Annotated in this window: 15 protein-coding genes; 9 read left to right on the top strand and 6 right to left on the bottom strand. The window is 72.2% G+C overall.

The genetic code is table 11. The annotated features are described in order from the left end of the window. Positions 1 to 474, bottom strand: a complete 474-nt coding sequence (locus tag DB32_RS01120) for a DoxX family protein (protein WP_053230556.1) — start codon at positions 472 to 474, stop codon at positions 1 to 3. Positions 475 to 498: 24 nt separating this feature from the next. Continuing rightward, the gene (locus DB32_RS01125) at positions 499 to 1257 is read right to left on the bottom strand and encodes a helix-turn-helix domain-containing protein (RefSeq protein ID WP_157068574.1); all 759 of its coding nucleotides are present in this window, start codon (positions 1255 to 1257) and stop codon (positions 499 to 501) included. A gap of 107 nt (positions 1258 to 1364) precedes the next feature. Here DB32_RS01125 and DB32_RS01130 point away from each other — a divergent pair, with 107 nt between their 5' ends. Further along, positions 1365 to 1889 carry a limonene-1,2-epoxide hydrolase family protein gene (locus tag DB32_RS01130; RefSeq protein ID WP_053230558.1) on the top strand — a complete coding sequence of 175 codons (525 nt, stop codon included), beginning with the start codon at positions 1365 to 1367 and terminating at the stop codon, positions 1887 to 1889. A 44-nt stretch (positions 1890 to 1933) separates the two neighbouring features. Beyond that, on the top strand, positions 1934 to 3874 hold the full coding sequence (locus DB32_RS01135) for a hybrid sensor histidine kinase/response regulator (RefSeq protein ID WP_053230559.1): 1941 nt from the start codon (positions 1934 to 1936) through the stop codon (positions 3872 to 3874). A 4-nt stretch (positions 3875 to 3878) separates the two neighbouring features. On the opposite strand, the gene DB32_RS01140 is transcribed toward DB32_RS01135, so the two are convergent. Continuing rightward, on the bottom strand, positions 3879 to 5381 hold the full coding sequence (locus DB32_RS01140; protein ID WP_053230560.1) for a DUF2254 family protein: 1503 nt from the start codon (positions 5379 to 5381) through the stop codon (positions 3879 to 3881). A 65-nt stretch (positions 5382 to 5446) separates the two neighbouring features. Here DB32_RS01140 and DB32_RS01145 point away from each other — a divergent pair, with 65 nt between their 5' ends. The 3 genes from DB32_RS01145 (at position 5447) to DB32_RS01155 (ending at position 8252) form a co-directional block, all read left to right on the top strand. After that, positions 5447 to 6544: an NADPH:quinone oxidoreductase family protein gene (locus tag DB32_RS01145; protein ID WP_053230561.1), complete on the top strand. Its 1098-nt coding sequence runs from the start codon at positions 5447 to 5449 to the stop codon at positions 6542 to 6544. A gap of 68 nt (positions 6545 to 6612) precedes the next feature. After that, positions 6613 to 7644 carry a pirin family protein gene (locus DB32_RS01150; protein WP_157070402.1) on the top strand — a complete coding sequence of 344 codons (1032 nt, stop codon included), beginning with the start codon at positions 6613 to 6615 and terminating at the stop codon, positions 7642 to 7644. Between the two features lie 122 nt (positions 7645 to 7766). Next, the gene (locus DB32_RS01155) at positions 7767 to 8252 is read left to right on the top strand and encodes a hypothetical protein (protein WP_157068575.1); all 486 of its coding nucleotides are present in this window, start codon (positions 7767 to 7769) and stop codon (positions 8250 to 8252) included. A gap of 24 nt (positions 8253 to 8276) precedes the next feature. Here DB32_RS01155 and DB32_RS01160 read toward each other — a convergent pair whose 3' ends face one another. Further along, positions 8277 to 9698: an FAD-binding oxidoreductase gene (locus tag DB32_RS01160; protein WP_083458446.1), complete on the bottom strand. Its 1422-nt coding sequence runs from the start codon at positions 9696 to 9698 to the stop codon at positions 8277 to 8279. A 119-nt stretch (positions 9699 to 9817) separates the two neighbouring features. On the opposite strand from DB32_RS01160, the gene DB32_RS01165 reads away from it, so the two are divergent. Then, entirely contained in the window at positions 9818 to 10189 is a 372-nt protein-coding gene (locus tag DB32_RS01165) for a thioredoxin family protein (RefSeq protein WP_053230564.1), read from the top strand. A gap of 59 nt (positions 10190 to 10248) precedes the next feature. Further along, positions 10249 to 11925 carry a putative metal-binding motif-containing protein gene (locus DB32_RS01170; RefSeq protein ID WP_169791287.1) on the top strand — a complete coding sequence of 559 codons (1677 nt, stop codon included), beginning with the start codon at positions 10249 to 10251 and terminating at the stop codon, positions 11923 to 11925. A gap of 68 nt (positions 11926 to 11993) precedes the next feature. Here DB32_RS01170 and DB32_RS01175 read toward each other — a convergent pair whose 3' ends face one another. Beyond that, entirely contained in the window at positions 11994 to 13085 is a 1092-nt protein-coding gene (locus tag DB32_RS01175) for a trypsin-like serine protease (RefSeq protein ID WP_169791288.1), read from the bottom strand. A gap of 273 nt (positions 13086 to 13358) precedes the next feature. On the opposite strand from DB32_RS01175, the gene DB32_RS01180 reads away from it, so the two are divergent. Both DB32_RS01180 and DB32_RS01185 read left to right on the top strand, forming a co-directional pair. Next, positions 13359 to 14999 (top strand): serine/threonine-protein kinase, encoded by a 1641-nt coding sequence (locus DB32_RS01180; protein ID WP_053230567.1) that lies wholly within the window; start codon positions 13359 to 13361, stop codon positions 14997 to 14999. A gap of 105 nt (positions 15000 to 15104) precedes the next feature. Further along, the gene (locus tag DB32_RS01185) at positions 15105 to 15500 is read left to right on the top strand and encodes a hypothetical protein (protein WP_053230568.1); all 396 of its coding nucleotides are present in this window, start codon (positions 15105 to 15107) and stop codon (positions 15498 to 15500) included. Here the strand turns inward: DB32_RS01185 and DB32_RS49835 are convergent. After that, entirely contained in the window at positions 15497 to 16603 is a 1107-nt protein-coding gene (locus DB32_RS49835) for an MBL fold metallo-hydrolase (protein ID WP_053230569.1), read from the bottom strand. The genes DB32_RS01185 and DB32_RS49835 overlap by 4 nt on opposite strands.

Genomic DNA, 16603 nt, shown 5'->3' on the forward strand with positions numbered 1-16603 from the left:
TCACGCACGCCCCGGTCGCGCCGTGCGCAGCATCGCGGCGACGCGATCGGGGATCGCCGCCGCGATCCCCGCCGACAGGAAGATCACTTCCTCGAGGGTGCGGAACGCGAGCGGAGCGGGCGGCTCGCCGTCGAACGTGATCCCGTTCAGCGCGGCGTACACGTTCGCGGGGAACATCGCGAGCATCAGCACGACGAGACATGCCGCGGCCCACTTCGCGGTGCGCGGGATCAGGAGCCCGACCGCGCCCGCGAGCTCCGCGATCCCGGTGAGCGTCACCATCAGATCGGGGCGCGGGAAGACCGGCGGGACCATCCGGATCATGTCGTCGCGCAAGAACGCGAAGTGAGCCCATCCCGTCAGGAAGAACATCGCGGCGAGCGCGATCCGCAGCGAGACGTACCAAGGCCAACGCCCGCGACCGACCAAGCCGAGGATCGCGAACGTACCGACGAGAACGATGAGCGGTGCCATGCGCGGAACGTGATCCGCGCGACCTCAACCCGATTGAACGGACTGGCTGCGCCGCGCGATCTCCGAGGGCGTCACGCCGAACATCTCGCGGAACGTCCGCGACATGTGCGCGGCGTCGGCGAACCCCGCGCCGTGCGCGGCCTCGCTCGCCGGCGCGCCACCGAGCAGCATCCCCGCGGCGCGACGCACCCGCAGCCACCGCACGTAGGGCCGCAGCGGCAGCCCGACGTGCTCGGTGAACGCGTGCAGGAAGCGGCTCGACGAGAGCCCTGCGAGCGCGGCGAGCGTGTCGAGCGAGACGTCGGCGTCGGACGGTGCCTGCTCGAGGTGGCGCAGGACCTTCGCGATCGCCGGGTGGGCGCGGATCGGCGCGGGCTCGGGCGCGCCGAGCACCTCGAGCAGCAGCGCCATCACCGCCTCGGTCGGCTCGCGATCGAGCGCGTCGACGAGCGGCTCCGCCTCGCGATCGGAGAGCACGCGCACGTCGGGGCACGCGGCGCGCAAGCACGCGGCGATGCGGCCCTCGGGCTCGACGTAGAGCAGCGCGATCTCGCCGGACGCGGTGATCGCGTGCGCGACGTCGGGCGGCGTGAGGATCGCGCGCGCTTCGAGCTCGACGCCGTCGGGACCGCTCGCGCGCAGCGGCGCGTCGAGGCCGATCACGAGGTGCCACCAGTGGTGCGCGTGACGCGTGGAGCGCCCGCCCTCGCCGCGCACCAGGAGCGCCTCGTCCCATGCGCGCGCGAGCGGTGCGCGCCGCGTGCTCGCGCGCGGCAAGAGCATGCGCGCTCCATGCATCGCATCGCGTGAACGGTCAACGGGACGATCCCGTACGACGACGTCCGCGCGCTGTGATTGTGGCGAGCATTGGCTCGTCTATGGTTCGGCGCATGGCTGCTCCCAAGACCCAGACGAGCTCCGGCTCCAACGCGAACATCCGCGTCGTGCAGTCCTTCATCGACGCGCTCACGGCGTTCGACATCGATCGCGCGCTCTCGATGATGAGCGACGACGTCGTCTACCAGAACGTGCCGCTCCCGCCCGATCGTGGTCGCGCGCAGGTCGAGCGCACGCTCCGCCTCTTCGGGCGCGTCGCGCGCGAGCTCGAGATCCGCGTCCACCACATCGCCGAGAACGACGGCGTCGTGCTCACCGAGCGCACCGATCTGATCCGCGGGCCCGCGCTCGATCTCGCGTTCTGGTGCTGCGGCACGTTCGAGGTGCGCGACGGGAAGATCGTCCTCTGGCGTGATCGCTTCGACACCGCCGAGGTCACGCTGCAGCTGCTGACCAGCCCGCTGCGCCGCGTCGCGCGACAGCTCGGTGTGCTCGGCCGTCCGGGTGACGGCGCGACCGCGGGCAGCCCGCGCGAGTCGCACGCGCCCGCCGGCGCACCGCAGCGCGCGAGCGCCTGACGCGCCGCACCGGGCGGTGTTCTCTCGTGCTCCACGCCGCCCGGTTGTCCTATCCTCACCTCCTCGTGCCCTACGAGGAGACGCCTGTCGCGAGCGCGATCGACCTGCCCGTTCCCGACGTGCCGTCGCTCGGGGTCGTGCTCGTCGATCTGCGCTCGTGTCGCGTCGTGCAAGCGAACGAAGCGCTGCTCGCGCTGCTGGGGATCTCGCGCGAGGAGCTCGCGCGCGCGCCGCTCGAGCTCGCGACGCCGATCGCGCAGGAGAGCCGACCGGTGCTCGCGACCGCGCTCGCGGAGGTCGCGGCGTCGGGGCGCTTCACGCCGTTCGAGCTCACCGTCTCGCGTCGCGACGGCACCGGCCGGCGCGTGTGGCTGACCGGGACGCGTCATCCTGCGCGCCACGATCTCGCGCTCGTCTACGTCGTCGACATCACGCAGAGCTGCCAGCTCGTCGACGCGCTACGCGACAGCGAGGAGCGCGCGCGACGCCTCGCCGAGGCGAGCTTCGAGGGGCTCTTCGTGCACGACGGCGGCGTCATCCTCGACGTCAACGACGTGATCCCGCCGATGTTCGCGACCACGCGCGAGCAGATGCTCGGGCGCAACGCGATGGAGTTCGCCGACGAGTCCTCGCGCGCGCTGCTGCGCGACAACATCGCGAGGCAGTACGAGCTGCCGTACGAGGCGGTCGGCAGGCGCGCCGACGGCACGACGTTCCCGATGGAGGTGCTCGGCAAGCCGATCCCCTTCGAGGGCCGCATCGTGCGCGTCACCGCGGTGCGCGATCTGACCGAGCGCAAGCGCACCGAGGCCGCGCTGCGCGAGGCGGAGAGCGCGCTCCTGCACGCGCAGAAGCTCGAGAGCCTCGGCGTGCTCGCGGGCGGCATCGCGCACGACTTCAACAACCTGCTCGCGATCGTGCTCGCGTTCACCGGGGTCGCGCAGCGGCACATCGATCCCGAGTCGCCCGCGTACGGCGCGCTGCGCGAGGTCGAGCACGCGTCGCGGCGCGCGGCGGATCTCACGCGCCAGATGCTCGTCTACTCGGGACGCAGCGCGCGCATGATCGCGCCGCTCTCGCTCGACGAGGTGGTGCGCGGCATCGCGCAGCTCGCGTCGAGCTCGTTCTCGAAGAAGGTCGCGCTCGAGCTCTCGCTCGCGGGAGAGCTCCCGCAGCTCGCGGCCGATCGCTCGCAGATCGAGCAGCTCGTGCTGAACCTGCTCACCAACGCGAGCGAGGCGATCGGCGACGAGCCGGGCACGATCGCGGTGCGCACGCGCGCGGTCGAGCTCGCGGCGGGCGCGGTCGACGCCGCGACGACGCAGGCGACGCTGCCCGCGGGCCGCTACCTCGAGCTCGAGGTGCGCGACACCGGCTGCGGCATGGACGAGAGCACGCGCGCCCGCATGTTCGATCCGTTCTTCTCGACGAAGGCGCACGGGCGCGGCCTCGGCCTCTCGGCGATGCTCGGCATCCTGCGCAGCCACGGCGCCGGGCTCGCGATCACCACCGCGCCCGGCGCGGGCACGACGTTCCGCGTGTACTTCCCGGTCGCCGATCGCATCGAAGGGCCCGCGCGGCCGCCGTCGGTCGCGCCCGCGCCGCGTCGCGAGGGCGCGGTCGTGCTGATCGCCGACGACGAGCCGGCGCTGCGTCGCGCGACGCGCGGCGTGCTGGTGTCCGCGGGCTACCGCGTGCTCGAGGCCGCCGACGGCGCGGAGGCCGTCGACGTGTTCCAGCGCCACGCCGACGTCGTCGCGCTCGTGCTGCTCGATCTGCACATGCCGAAGCTCGACGGTCGCGAGGCGTTCACCGCGATCCGCGCGATCGAGCCCCACGTGCGCGTGCTGCTCACGAGCGGCTTCGACGTGCGCGAGGTGCTCGAGGGGATGCGCGGCAAGACGGTGTCGTTCCTGCCGAAGCCGTCGACGTCGAGCGAGCTCCTCGCCGCCGTCGACGCCGCGCTCGCCGCGCCCGCGCCGTGAACGATCACGCCGCCGCGGAGGACGGCACGATCGACGCGACGAACGACTCGAGCGCCGGACGTTGCTCCGCCGGCACCCAGCGGAAGTCGACCTGACGATCGGTGACCTCGTGGAACGTGCGCGGCGCGCGCAGGAGCCCGTCGCGCGCGCTCCGGACCTCGTCGGCGCTGCAATCGGCGATCGCCTCGCGCACCAGCGACGCTTCCTCGGCGCCGTCGGCGGCGAGCGACGCGCCGAGCTTCAGCTTCGCCTCGAGGACCATCATCTCGATCGTGCCGCTGCGTCGATGCGGGAGCGAGAGCACGCGCTGCACGATCTCGCGCGCCGCGGGCTCGTTCGCGCGCCGCGCCTCGAGCGCGATCGACGCGAGATCGAACGCCGCGAAGCAGGGCACGAACGCGAGCCCCGCCGCGCGCGCGGCCTCCGCGTAGCCGAGCAGGTAGCCGGTCACGTCGCGCACCACGTCGGAGCGCCCGGTGAGCGCGGTCGCGAGCAGTCGGTACTGATGGAACACGTCGTAGATGCTGTGGACGTGCTTCGACTTCACCGACTCGCGGAGGAAGTTGTTGAAGTAGCGGATCGAGAGCTGGAGCGCGGCCTCGTCGCCGCGCTGCGCCGCCGCGATCGCGACCACGCGGTTCGCGTCGCTGATGCTCGACACCACGTCCGACGCCTTGCTCACCGCGTGCTGGTACGAGAGGTAGAGCTGGTGCAGCACCTTTCGCTCGAAGAAGAGCTTCTCGTCCTGGACGAGCGCGATCGCCTCCGCGCTGAGCCCGACGAAGTCCGCGCGATCGACGACGAACCAGCGCGCCGGCATGTCCTTCTTGCGCTGCCCGTGGAAGTCGAGGAGGCGCTTCAGGAACCAGATCCCCTCGAGCGCGACGCCGCGATCGGTGCGGTCGAGCGACTTGATCACGATCGTGCCGATCTGGTGCAGCCGCTCGTGCACGATCGTCTGGCCCGCGTCGGGATCGAGCGCGCCGGTGCGCACCCGCTCGATCGCGTCCTCCACGTCCTTCTCGAGGCGCGCGAGGATGTTCGACGGATCGAGGAAGCGCACCACGTAGAAGAAGTACGGCACCAGGATCGCCCAGCCGAGCAGCGCACCGAACACCGCGAAGCGCACCGCCCACATCGGCGCGAACTCGGGCCCGACCATGTACGCGACCCACAGCGTGTTCGCCGCGGAGAACGCCATCAGGAAGAGCACCGCCTGGTTCAGCCGATCGCGCAGGAACATGTCGATCAGCTTCGGCGTGTGCATGTTCGCCGTGAGCGGGATCGCGAGGCCGATCGTCGCGATCAGCATCGCGAGGATGTTGTTGTAGGCGCGCGCGAGCGGGCTCATCAGGTCGACGAGCTTCGCGTTGTTCACGCCCTCCCAGCTCGTCGCGTCGTGGCCGGGCATGCCGAGCCGCCACCACTCGAACGCGAGCTCTGCGGCGAAGAAGATCGCGGATCCGACGACGACGAGCGCGAGGGTGCGGAAGAACGTCCGGTGCACGCCGCGATCCTAGTACGCACGACACGCGCGCGTCGCCGGTCCGTCACGTCTATGATCCCCGCCGCATGAGCACCCTCGCGCCCGGTCATCGCGTCGTCGTCTCCGAGCTCGCCGAGTCGCCGACCGACGCGATCGAGAAGCACGTCTCGCTCGTCGCGATGGATCCACCCGACGTCGCGTCGCTCTCGCCGCGCGACGTCGTGATCGCGGTGAAGAGCGCGTCGGTGGGCTGGGTCGATCTGCTGATGACGAGCGGGCAGTACCAGCACATGCCGAAGCCGCCGTACACGCCGGGCCTCGAGTACGCCGGCGTCGTCGCGTGGAAGGGCAGCGAGGTCGGCGATCACGTCGCGCTCGGCGACGCGGTGCTCGTCGATCCGTTCCTCGCGGGCCCGCGATCGCTGGGCAGCTACCAGCGCTGGGGTGGTTGGGCGAGCTACGCGGTCGCGCCCGAAGGCGCGGTGATCCGGATCCCCGGCGGGCTCTCGTTCGACGAGGCGTGCAACCTCCTCGGCAACTACGAGACCGCGTACCACTGCCTCGTCGCGCGCGGTCGCCTGCGCGAGGGCGAGACCGTGCTGATCCACGGCGCCTCGGGCTCGACGGGGCTCGCCGCGGTGCACCTCGCGAAGCTGCTCGGCGCGACCGTGATCGCGACCGGACGCTCGCGCGCGAAGCTCGACGCGGTGAAGGCGCAGGGCGCCGATCACGTGATCTCCGTCGAGCCCGGCACGCTGCGCGATCGCGTGAAGGAGCTGACGAACGGGCGGGGCGTCGATGTCGTGTACGACGGAGTCGGCGGCGAGATCTCGATCGAGAGCCTGCGCTGCGTGAAGTTCGGCGCGCGGTTCCTGATCGTCGGCTGGGCCTCGACGCCCGACGTCGCGAAGGGGAAGGGCGGTCGCGGCGCGCCCAACGCGAACGTGCTGCCGACGAACCTGATCATGATGAAGGGCCTCGACGTGCTCGGGTGCCCGACCGCGATCACGACCGCGCACGATCCGTCGATCCGCCCGCCGCGCCTCGCGCAGATCCTCGCGTGGGCGCGCGAGGGGAAGATGCGCCCGCACGTCTCGCACGGCTTCGCGCTCGCGGAGGTGCAGACCGCGATGCGCGCCAAGTGGCGCGGCGAGGTGATCGGCGGCTGCGTGCTGCGCCCCTGAGCGAGTGTCCAAGTCGGCTCGCCCGCTCAGGGCGCGACCCATCGACGCCTCACGCGCGAAGCCCCAGGATCGCGCGCGTGAGCCAGACCGTCCTCCAAGTCGCGCCGCTCGGGTTCCCGTGGGTGACCGCGGACCCGTTCCTCTTCTGCGTCCACCACCTCGATGCCTATCCCGCGGGCAACGATCAGCTCGGCCCCGCGGCGTCGCTCGCAGGGCGCGACATCGGTCAGGACTTCGCCGGCAAGGACGGCTGGCGCATGTACCACGGCGACGTGGTGCCCGGTTTTCCTGGTCATCCGCACCGCGGGTTCGAGACGGTCACGATCGTGCGCCGCGGCCTGATCGATCACTCGGACTCGCTCGGCGCCGCCGCGCGCTTCGGCGCGGGCGACGTGCAGTGGCTCACCGCGGGCGCGGGCATCGTGCACTCCGAGATGTTCCCGCTGGTGAGGCCCGACGCGCCGAACCCGCTCGAGCTCTTCCAGATCTGGCTGAACCTGCCGAGCACCGAGAAGATGGCGCCGCCGCACTTCTCGATGTCGTGGAGCGAGCAGGTGCCGCGGGCGCGCGAGGTCGACGCGCAGGGTCGCGCCGCGGAGATCACGATCGTCGCGGGCGCGCTCGGCGAGCACCGCCCGCAGCCGCCTCCGCCGCACTCGTGGGCCGCGCGCGCCGACGCCGACGTCGCGATCTGGACGATCGATCTCGAGCCCGGCGCGTCGTGCACGCTGCCGCGCGCGCACGGGGCGCGCACGAACCGCGTCCTCTACTTCTTCCGCGGCGACGTGCTGCGCGTCGACGATCACCTGCAGCGCGGCGCGGCCGCGCTGGTCGTGCGCAGCGATCGCGAGGTGCGTCTCGAGGCGGGCGCCGAGCGCTGCGAGGTGCTGATGCTCCAGGGGCGCCCGATCGGCGAGCCGGTCGCGCAGCACGGTCCGTTCGTGATGAACCGTCGCGACGAGCTGGTGAAGGCGTTCGAGGACTATCAGCGCACGCGGTTCGGCGGCTGGCCCTGGCCGAGCGAAGCGCCGGTGCATGCGCGCGAAGAAGGACGCTTCGCGCGACACGCGGACGGCCGCGTCGAGCGGCCGCGCACCTGATCGTCGAGCACCGGGAATCGCTGGAACCGTGTGGCCCTGCTCGTGGCGATGACGGTCGGCAGATGTGTGCTCAGAGCACGGATTTCGCGGCCGCGGATCGCGCTCGTGGCATGCTCGCGCGCGTGAAGACGCTGTTCTTGATGGGCGACTGTGAAGACCGCGAGCACGCGTTCGAGATCCTCTTCGAGCGTGCCCCCACTCCCGCCGAGCGCCTCGCGATCGTCGAGGCGGCCGAGGCGGAGCTCGGCGACTCGGGCGCGCGCATGTCGTGGAGCCCATGGCTCTGGTGGAAGGAGTGGGCGGTCGCGCCGATCGAGCACGACGATCGCCAGCTCTTCGACGAGATGGCGCCGACGCTCTTCGACGCAGCCGCGCGCGTCGTGCCGGTGCGACAGGTCGTGCTGCTCAACGCGATCGACGACGGCGACGGCAGGACCGCGCCGCCCGAGACGAAGCCGGGGCCGCGTTGGGATCGGTGGCTCGCGGGCAGCGACCCGCGTCTCGGCGTGTTCACCCGCGACCGGCCGCGCGACGGCAAGGCGCAGTCGGAGATCGACGACGCGGTGGAGTCCGCGCGCCGAGCACGGCGCGACGACGACGACGAGTGATCGCGCGCCGTGTGCTCCGCTCGATCACGGACGGGGCGGCGGTGCGGCCTCGCGCCGTGCCGTCTTCGCGGGCGTGATGTTCACGTTCACCCGGAAGAGGTTCTCGGGATCGTACTTCGCCTTGATCTGCGCGAGCCGCGGGAGGTGCTCGCCATACGCCGCGCTCACGCGGCCCATGTCGTCCTCCGGCATGAAGTTGAGGTACCCGCCGCCCGTGGCGAACGGCGCCGCGCCCTGGAACAGGCTGCGCGCCCACGCGATGCACCGCGCGTCGTCCTCCGCGCGCTCCCAGCGCGTGTGCACGTTCATCGCGTACCCGACCGAGCGATACGCGTACGCCGTCGCGTCCTTCGGGATGCGCGCGACCGCGCCGCCGAGCTGACCGACGAACACCTCGCAGAGCGGCGAGGGCATGCGCTTCGCGTGATCGACGAGCACGTCCCAGAGCCCGCGCGAGAGCGCCTGGAAGTAGTGCGTCTTCCAGTAATTCCTCGCGCCCGGCGTGAGCAGCGGATCGAACGCTTGCTGCCACGCGACGTACGGCATCGGCCCGACGTGCACGCCGTAGGGGCGACCGTGCTCGCGCAGCGGCGCGATCACCGCTTCACCGTCCTTCGGATCGCCGACCCAGCACACCGCGAGGATGATCGACGGCTTGCCGTGCACCTCGGCGGGCAGGAACGGCAGCGGCGGCGCGCCGCGCAGCACCGCCCAGACCGTGAGCTCGTCGGGCGCGCTCTGGGTCACCCGCGAGTAGAAGTCGAGCACGTCGTCGCCGTGCTCGAGCGGGTGCACGATCAGCCCCGCGATCACCTCCGGCCCGAGCGGCACCGCGTCGAACTCGAACGACGTGACCACGCCGAAGTTCCCACCGCCGCCGCGCAGCGCCCAGAAGAGATCCGCGTTCTCGCGCTCGCTCGCGTGCACTCGATCGCCGCTCGCGGTGACGACCTCGGCCGACACCAGACGATCGACGGTCAGCCCGTGCTTGCGCGAGATCCACCCGAACCCGGCGCCGAGGGTCAGGCCCGCGACGCCGGTCGTCGAGTTGATCCCGACGGGCACCGCGAGCGCGCGCTTCTGCGTCATCGCGTCCAGGTCCGCGAGCGTCGCGCCCGCTTCGACCACCACGCGCGTGCTCCCGCTCGTCATGCGCACGCCGCGCATCCCGCTCAGATCGATCGTGAGCCCGCCCTCGCACAGCGCGTTGCCCGCGATGTGGTGCCCGCCGCCGCGGATCGACGTGAGCGCGCGGTTCCGGCGCGCGAACTCCACGCAGCGGACGACGTCGTCGGGCGTGGCGCAGCGCGCGATCAGCGCCGGACGGCGATCGACCATCGCGTTCCACACCTGGCGTGCGGCGTCGTACCCCGGTGCGTCCTTCTCGATCAGCGAGCCCTGCATCGAGCTCGCGAGCGCCTCGATCGCGGGGCGATCCACGCGCATCGGCCGCCCTTCGAGCCTCACCAACGTGAGTCCGTCGTTCTTCATCGCGCGCTCCCTCTCACACGGCACGACGTAGTCGCCTCGCGAGCAGGAACGAAGCGCGGTACACGGGCGCTCGCATGAGGCTCCTCGATCGGCTCTTCGGTGCGCGCGAGAAGGTGATCCCCGAGCGGGTGCGCGACGTCGATGCGTACGAGCGGCTCGTGGTGCGCTCGGAGCGCCCGGTGATCGTCGACGTGTGGAGCGCGACGTGCGCGCCGTGCAAGAAGCTCGAGCCGGTGCTGATCGAGGTCGCGACGCGCTACGCCGATCGCGTGCGCGTCGTGGAGATCGGCACCGCGGACTGCGATCCGCGCCTGCTCGCGAAGCTCGACGTGCGCGCGACGCCGACGCTGATCGTCGTGAAGGACGGCGAGGAGCTCGGACGGCAGACCGGGTGGCGGCCCGTCGAGTGGTTCGAGCAGATGATCGAGGCCGAGCTGGGGGGCTGATGCCCGAAGGGAGAAGCGCTCGCGTGCGCTCGTACGTCGCTGCGGCCGAGGTCCGAACCATGCGTCGCGCGCTCTCGATCTCCACGATCCTCTGGTTCGCATCCCTCGCGCTCGCGTGCGGCGGGTCGCCCGACGACGATGTCGTCGACGCCGGGGATCTCTTCGACGCGAGCGAGTCACCCGACGACGCGGGCGCGATCGACGCGAGCGCGCCCGACGCGTACGTGCCCGAGCCATGCGAGAGCCCCGGCGCGATCGAGGAAGTGGCATGCGGGCGCTGCGGCACGACGGATCGCTTCTGCACCGCGGATCGCGTGTGGGCCTACGGTCCGTGCGAGGACGAAGGCGAGTGCACGCCCGGCACGTCACGCGACGCGACGTGCGGAGACTGCGGCATGCGCGTGGAGCGCTGCGCTGCGACGTGCGAGTGGATCTCCGACGCGGCGTGCGAGGACGAGGGCGAGTGCACGCCCGGCACGATCCTTCGCGCGGCGAGCGACTGCCCCAGCGGTCAGACCCGCGAGCTCGCGTGCAGCGCCGCGTGTGCCTACGAGCCGGCGGGCGAGTGCGAAGCGGATCCGTGCACCACGCCCGGTGCGCGCGAGGACGTGCCCTGCGGCGCGTGCGGCACGCGCGAGCGCTTCTGCACCGCCGAGCGCGTGTGGGCGTACGGGCCGTGCGGCGACGAGGGCGAGTGCACGCCGGGCACCACGGGGCGCGTCGCGTGCGGACGCTGCGGGACGCTCGCGGCGCAGTGCACGACGTCGTGCGGGTGGTCGCCGAGCGGCGCGTGCGAGGGCGAAGGGGCGTGTACGCCGGGCACGACCGGGCCGTGCACCACGTCGTGCGGCACCACGGGCACCGCCACGTGCGAGGCGACGTGTGGACCCGGCACGTGCGCGCCGCCCGCGGAGTCGTGCAACGGTGCCGACGACGACTGCGACGGCGCACGCGACGAGACCTTCACCTGCGTGCGCGGCGCGACGCGACCGTGCGCGAGCGCGTGCGGCAGCGGGGTCGAGACGTGCAGCACCGCATGCGCGTGGGGCGCGTGCAGCGCGCCGACGAGCTGCTGCACCGACGCCGACGGAGACGGCGCGGGCGTGGGCGCGACCTGCGCGATCGTCGACTGCGACGACACGCGCGCCGACGTGTTCCCCGGCGCGCCCGAGCTCTGCGACTTCGTCGACAACGACTGCGACACGGGCGCCGTCGACGAGGGCTGCCGCGTGCGTGCAGCGCGCTACGTCGAGTGCACCGAGCACCACTGGACGAGCCACATCGAGGACCTGGGACCGTACTGCGCGCCGCTGCCCTCCTCGCGCGCCGCGGGCTGCTCGTCGAACGGCTGCGCGCTCACGACGTGCGGCGGAACGAGCTGTTGGACCGCGGAGTGCGCGACGCCGGGTGCGTGCTTCACGACGTACCGCCGCCAGGAAGGCGCGCTCGCGTCGCTCGTGAGGCTCTACCACTGGAACGAGCCGGGCAGCGCGCGCAACCGCTACACCACCACGTCGACTCCGCCGCTCGGGTACACCGCTGGTGCGCCGCTCGATCTCGGCTTCGTCGCGACCACTCCGATCGCGCCGCCGGGCCTCGCGCCGCTCGCGCTGGTCGAGTGTGAGTGGACGCCGGCGAGCGGTGGGCTCGACTACTTCCTCACGACGCGCGAGAGCGAATGCAGCGCGCGCGGAGGCACGATCGCGGCGCGCCTCGGGTACGTCTGGGCGCCGTGAAGAACGAAGCGGCGCGCCCTCTCTTGAGAAGAGGACGCGCCGTTCTCGTCGTCGCGCTCGCGCCGTGATCACTCCGCCGGCGTGTACGTGATCGTCAGCGTGAACTCGCTCGCGGTGTAGCCGTTGACCGCCACGTACGCCTCGGTCGCGCCCGCGGGCACGGTGAGCTCGCAGAGCTCGTTCGAGTCGCCCGCGTAAGGGCGGCACGCGTAGGTGGAGCTCGTCGGGCGCGCATCGAAGCGCACGTAGAGATCCGCATCGCCGGTGCCGCTGAGCGCCGCGCGGAACGGCGAGCCCGCCGCGACCGGCAGTGCGTCGAAGAACTGCGCGCGACCCTGCGCGAGCGAGCCCGACTGGCGGATCGTCTCGGGCTCCGCGCCGCCACCACCACCACCGTCGTCCGGCGGATCGACGGGACCACCGCCGCTCACGCCGAGGAAGTCGAGGTACGCGTCGACGCGCGTGTCGACACCGTACTGCGTGCAGTACGCGTCTCCGTACGACGTCACGCCGGCGACGAGGTACGCACCGCTCGCGTCGCGGTGCAGCGCGGGACCGCCCGAGTCGCCGTTGCACGTGTTGCGACCGGCCGCGCCGTAGCGGAACTGCGTGCTCGACACCTGCGTGATCGGGATGTTCACCGCGCGCTTGATGCCCGACCCGCTCTGGGTCCGGCCATCGCTCACGCCGTAGCCGACGTGCAGCAGCTCACGACCGACCCACGACGACGTCATGCTGTTCGCCGGCAGCACGCCGATCGGCTGCACGCCCGCGGGCTGCGACGCGAGATCGAGATAGGCGATGTCGTTCGTCAGCGCGCGCGAGTTGTAGCCGGGGTGCGGGACCGCGCGGACCACGCGCGTGCGCGTCTGGACCTGCGACGCCGACGGGCCGGTGATGAACGTGATCTGCGACGCGCTCGTGCCCGCGACGCAGTGGGCCGCCGTGACCACGCGCGTCGGCGTGATCAGCGTGCCGGTGCAGAACGGCGAGCCGCCGGACGCGAGCGCGCCGACCGCGGGCACGCCGCTGAACGCGCTGCCGCCGACGATCGCGTCGGTCTTCGTGTCGAGATCGGAGTCGAGGCCAGGCTCGTCGGCGGGCGCGCAACCAGCGAGCGCCGTCGTCACCGCGAGCATCGAGAGAAGCTTCCGGATCAACGCATCCACCTCCATCAGCACGCGCGCTCGTCCTCGCTCGTGCCGCGGACAAGAGGGCGCGTCGCGCCCGGAGCGATCACTCGTGCGAGGCGAATTCGTGCTCGCTCGCAACGATTCGCTCGCGCGTCGTGCACACGTCCGCTTTCGTTGCGCTGACACGATGAACGGCCAAGTGCCGCGAGGTGAGATGCACGGCGATCGGCGCGCACCTCGCCCGCGTCGGCGCGTGGGATCGACGTCGATCGCGCGTCGCATCGCGGTACCCTCACCGCGATGGGCGAGGATGTACCCCCGACCAGCGCGCCCGATCCCACGCGTGCGATCCACGATCTGAGCGAGGTGGAGATCCGGGACGCCGAGGCGAAGCCGCGCGAGTGGATCGGCCGCGTGCTCGACGCGCGATATCGACTGTCCGAGCCGATCGGCGAAGGCGGCTTCGGGTTCGTCTTCCGCGCGAAGCACCTGATCCTCGGGCGCGACGTCGCGGTGAAGATCCTGCAGAGCGCCGCCCATGCCGACCCGGTCGAGCGCGCGCGCTTCGATCGCGAGTCGTCGATGCTCGCCGCGCTCTCGCATCCGCACATCGTCGGGGTCACCGACTTCGGCGTGAGCGAGGGCGTGCCCTACCTCGTGATGGAGCTCGTCGAGGGGCGCAGCCTCCGCGCGATGCTCGATCAGCGCGAGCTCACCGCGGAGCGCGCGCTCGCGCTCGTGGTGCAGATCCTCAAGGCGCTCGCGTACGCGCACGAGCACGGGATCGTCCATCGCGATCTGAAGCCCGCGAACGTGCTGGTGCAGCGCCTCGGCGACGACGACCACGCGAAGCTGCTCGACTTCGGGTTCGCGAAGTTCTTCGGCGCGCTCGAGAACAAAGCGGGCAACGAGCTCACCGCGCACGGGACCGCGTTCGGCACCGCGGGCTACATCGCGCCCGAGCAGCTCGGCTCGTCGACGATCGACGGCCGCGTCGATCTCTACGCGGCGAGCGTGCTGCTCTTCGAGATGCTCGCGGGGCGACGCCCGTTCCAGGACCCCGACACCGTGCACGAGCTGCGCGCGACGCTGATCGAGCCGCCGCCCTCGCTCGTCACGCTACGCCCCGATCTGCCGCTCGCGCCCGCGCTCGATCCGATCCTCGCGCGCGGGCTCGCGAAAGATCCCGCGCAGCGCTTCGAGTCGGCGCTGGAGATGATGCGCGCGCTCGAGCCGTTCCTTCCTGCGCCGCGCGTGAGCGCTGCGCCCGCGCCGAGCCCGCCCGCGCGGCGCGCGCCGCCGATGCCGTCCCTCCCGATCATCGCCGCGGTGATCGGCGCCGCAGCGCTCGGGCTGATCACGATCGCGGGCGTGATCGCCGGCTGGGCGTGGTCGCGCTCGCACGACGAGCCCGAGCCGCCGCCGGTCGCGACGTTGCCCGCGCCCTCGTTCCAGATCGAGCACGACACGCCGCTGCTCGGTCCTCCCACCGGCGAGCGTCCGGCGCCCGGCGACGTGTGGGCGCCGCCTCTTCCTCCCGAGCTCGCTGCGATCCGCACGCAGCTCGCGGCCGGCGAGACGCTGCGCGCGCCCGAGCGCCGCACCCTGACGCGCATGATCCGCGAGCAGCCGTGGGACGCGCGACCGCACCTCTTGCTCGCGTACTCGCAGCGTCAGGAGCGCTCGCTCACCGCGGCGATCCAGAGCTACGAGCGCGCGTACCGCGCGTCGCCCGCGAGCCGCGGCGACGAGCAGATGCTCACCGACCTCGTGGTGATGGCGGCGCACCCGACCGCCGGCACGCGTGCCGCCGAGGCGATCGCGACGATCTACGGCAGCGAGGCGATCCCCGCGGTCGATCGCGCGATCGCGGTCTCGATCGTCGACGCGCGCGCCCACGGGCGGCTGCAGGCCCTGCGCGATCGGCTCGCCGCGAATTGAGGGTCGCGCACGGGATCGTTGCCGCAGCAGCAACGGCGTGTTCGCGCCGGCCGCCGCTGTTCGCGCGTCCGCGCAGCTGCATGGTGATCGCGAAGGAAGGTCACCATGAGCCACACAACGCGTTCGCTCGACGGCTCCTCCGCGCCCGAGCTCGATCGTCACCGTGACCGCGGCATCCTCGGCGTGCTCGCGCTCGTCCCCGGCTCGCTGCTGACGCTCGCGATCGCGACGATCGTGATCGCCGGCGAGCCGACCGGCGCCGGCCTCGTGCTGCTCGCGGGGCACTTCGTGACGCAGTTCATCGTGCTGCTCGTCTACGCCGCGCTGCTGGTGAACGACGAGGGCCTCGATCCCCTCGGCCGCGCGCTCTTCGGCGCGACGTTCTTGTTCGGCGCGCCGGTCGCGCTGCCGGTCTACTACGTCCTGCGCGTGCTGATCCCGTCGCGCCCCGAGGTCCGCGGCCGCGCGATCGCGGTCCGGCTCGCGACCGCGACGGTCTAGCTCGACTGCGTCGCGTCCTCGCGCGCGCTGCCGCCCCGATCGATCGGCAGTCGCTGCGCGTTCCACGCGGTCATGCCGCCGCGCATCGACGCGACGCGCCCGAAGCCCAGCGCGCGCAGCTGCAGCGCCGCCTTGCCCGAGCGCCCGCCCGATCGACAGATCGCGACGATCGGCGCGCCGCGATCCCACGACTGCGCCTCGCGCTCGATCGTCGCGAGCGGCACGAGCTCGCTGCCGGGCACGTGCCCGAGCTCGCCGACGAACTCGCTCGGCTCGCGCACGTCGACGAGGCGCGCCGCGCCGGGATGCGTCGCGATCCACTCGGGCGCCAGCTCCGGGATCCCGCCTGCGCTCGTCTCGACCGGCGCCCACCGCGGCGCCTCGATCGGCTCCGGCGTCGCGGGCACGCCGCGCGGCACGCCGCACGCGAGGTTCGCCGGCAGCGCGACGTCGATCTTCTTCGGGTACGCGAGCTGGAGCTTCGCCATGATCGCGACGAACTCGGCCTCGCCGCGCCCGCCGCCGAGCCGCGGGTTGAGCCGCTTCTCCTCGCCGATCGACGTGACGGTGCGTCCTTTGTAGTCGTGCCCCGGGTACACGAGCGTCGTGTCGGGCAGCGTGAAGAGCTTCTCGTGCACCGAGCGATAGAGCGTCGGCGCGTCGCCCTGCTGGAAGTCGGTGCGGCCCGAGCCGCGGATCAGCAGCGCGTCGCCGGTGAACGCCATCGTGTGATCGCCGGTGACGTAGGTGAGGCAGCCGCTCGTGTGCCCGGGCGTCTCGCGCACCTCGAACTCGTGCGCGCCGAACCGGATGCGGTCGCCGTCCTTCACCAGCACGTCGGCGCACCCGACGCCCGCGCGCTCCGAGAGCACGGTGCGGCAGCCGAGCCGCTCGCGCAGCGTGCCCAGCGCCGTGACGTGATCGGCGTGGACGTGGGTGTCGAGCGCGTAGCGCAGCTCGAGCTCGAGGTCTCGCACCAGCGCGACGTCGCGCTCCACCTGCTCGAGCACGGGGTCGATGATCACCGCTTCGCGCGTCCGCTCGTCGGCGAGCAGGTAGGTGTACGTCGAGGACTCGTGGTCGAAGAGCTGTCGGAAGAGCAT

The organism is Sandaracinus amylolyticus, assembly GCF_000737325.1.
In the GTDB taxonomy this organism is placed as follows: Bacteria; Myxococcota_A; Polyangia; order Polyangiales; family Sandaracinaceae; genus Sandaracinus; species Sandaracinus amylolyticus.

Bases quoted from the DNA above. Each gene is read 5' to 3' on its own strand.
- DB32_RS01170 (WP_169791287.1), top strand. From the start codon at position 10,249: ATGCGTCGCGCGCTCTCGATCTCCACGATCCTCTGGTTCGCATCCCTC.
- DB32_RS01145 (WP_053230561.1), top strand. From the start codon at position 5,447: ATGAGCACCCTCGCGCCCGGTCATCGCGTCGTCGTCTCCGAGCTCGCC.
- DB32_RS01185 (WP_053230568.1), top strand. From the start codon at position 15,105: ATGAGCCACACAACGCGTTCGCTCGACGGCTCCTCCGCGCCCGAGCTC.
- DB32_RS01160 (WP_083458446.1), bottom strand. From the start codon at position 9,698: ATGCGCGTGGATCGCCCCGCGATCGAGGCGCTCGCGAGCTCGATGCAG.
- DB32_RS01120 (WP_053230556.1), bottom strand. From the start codon at position 474: ATGGCACCGCTCATCGTTCTCGTCGGTACGTTCGCGATCCTCGGCTTG.
- DB32_RS01180 (WP_053230567.1), top strand. From the start codon at position 13,359: ATGGGCGAGGATGTACCCCCGACCAGCGCGCCCGATCCCACGCGTGCG.
- DB32_RS01125 (WP_157068574.1), bottom strand. From the start codon at position 1,257: ATGCTCTTGCCGCGCGCGAGCACGCGGCGCGCACCGCTCGCGCGCGCA.
- DB32_RS49835 (WP_053230569.1), bottom strand. From the start codon at position 16,603: ATGCTCTTCCGACAGCTCTTCGACCACGAGTCCTCGACGTACACCTAC.
- DB32_RS01165 (WP_053230564.1), top strand. From the start codon at position 9,818: ATGAGGCTCCTCGATCGGCTCTTCGGTGCGCGCGAGAAGGTGATCCCC.
- DB32_RS01130 (WP_053230558.1), top strand. From the start codon at position 1,365: ATGGCTGCTCCCAAGACCCAGACGAGCTCCGGCTCCAACGCGAACATC.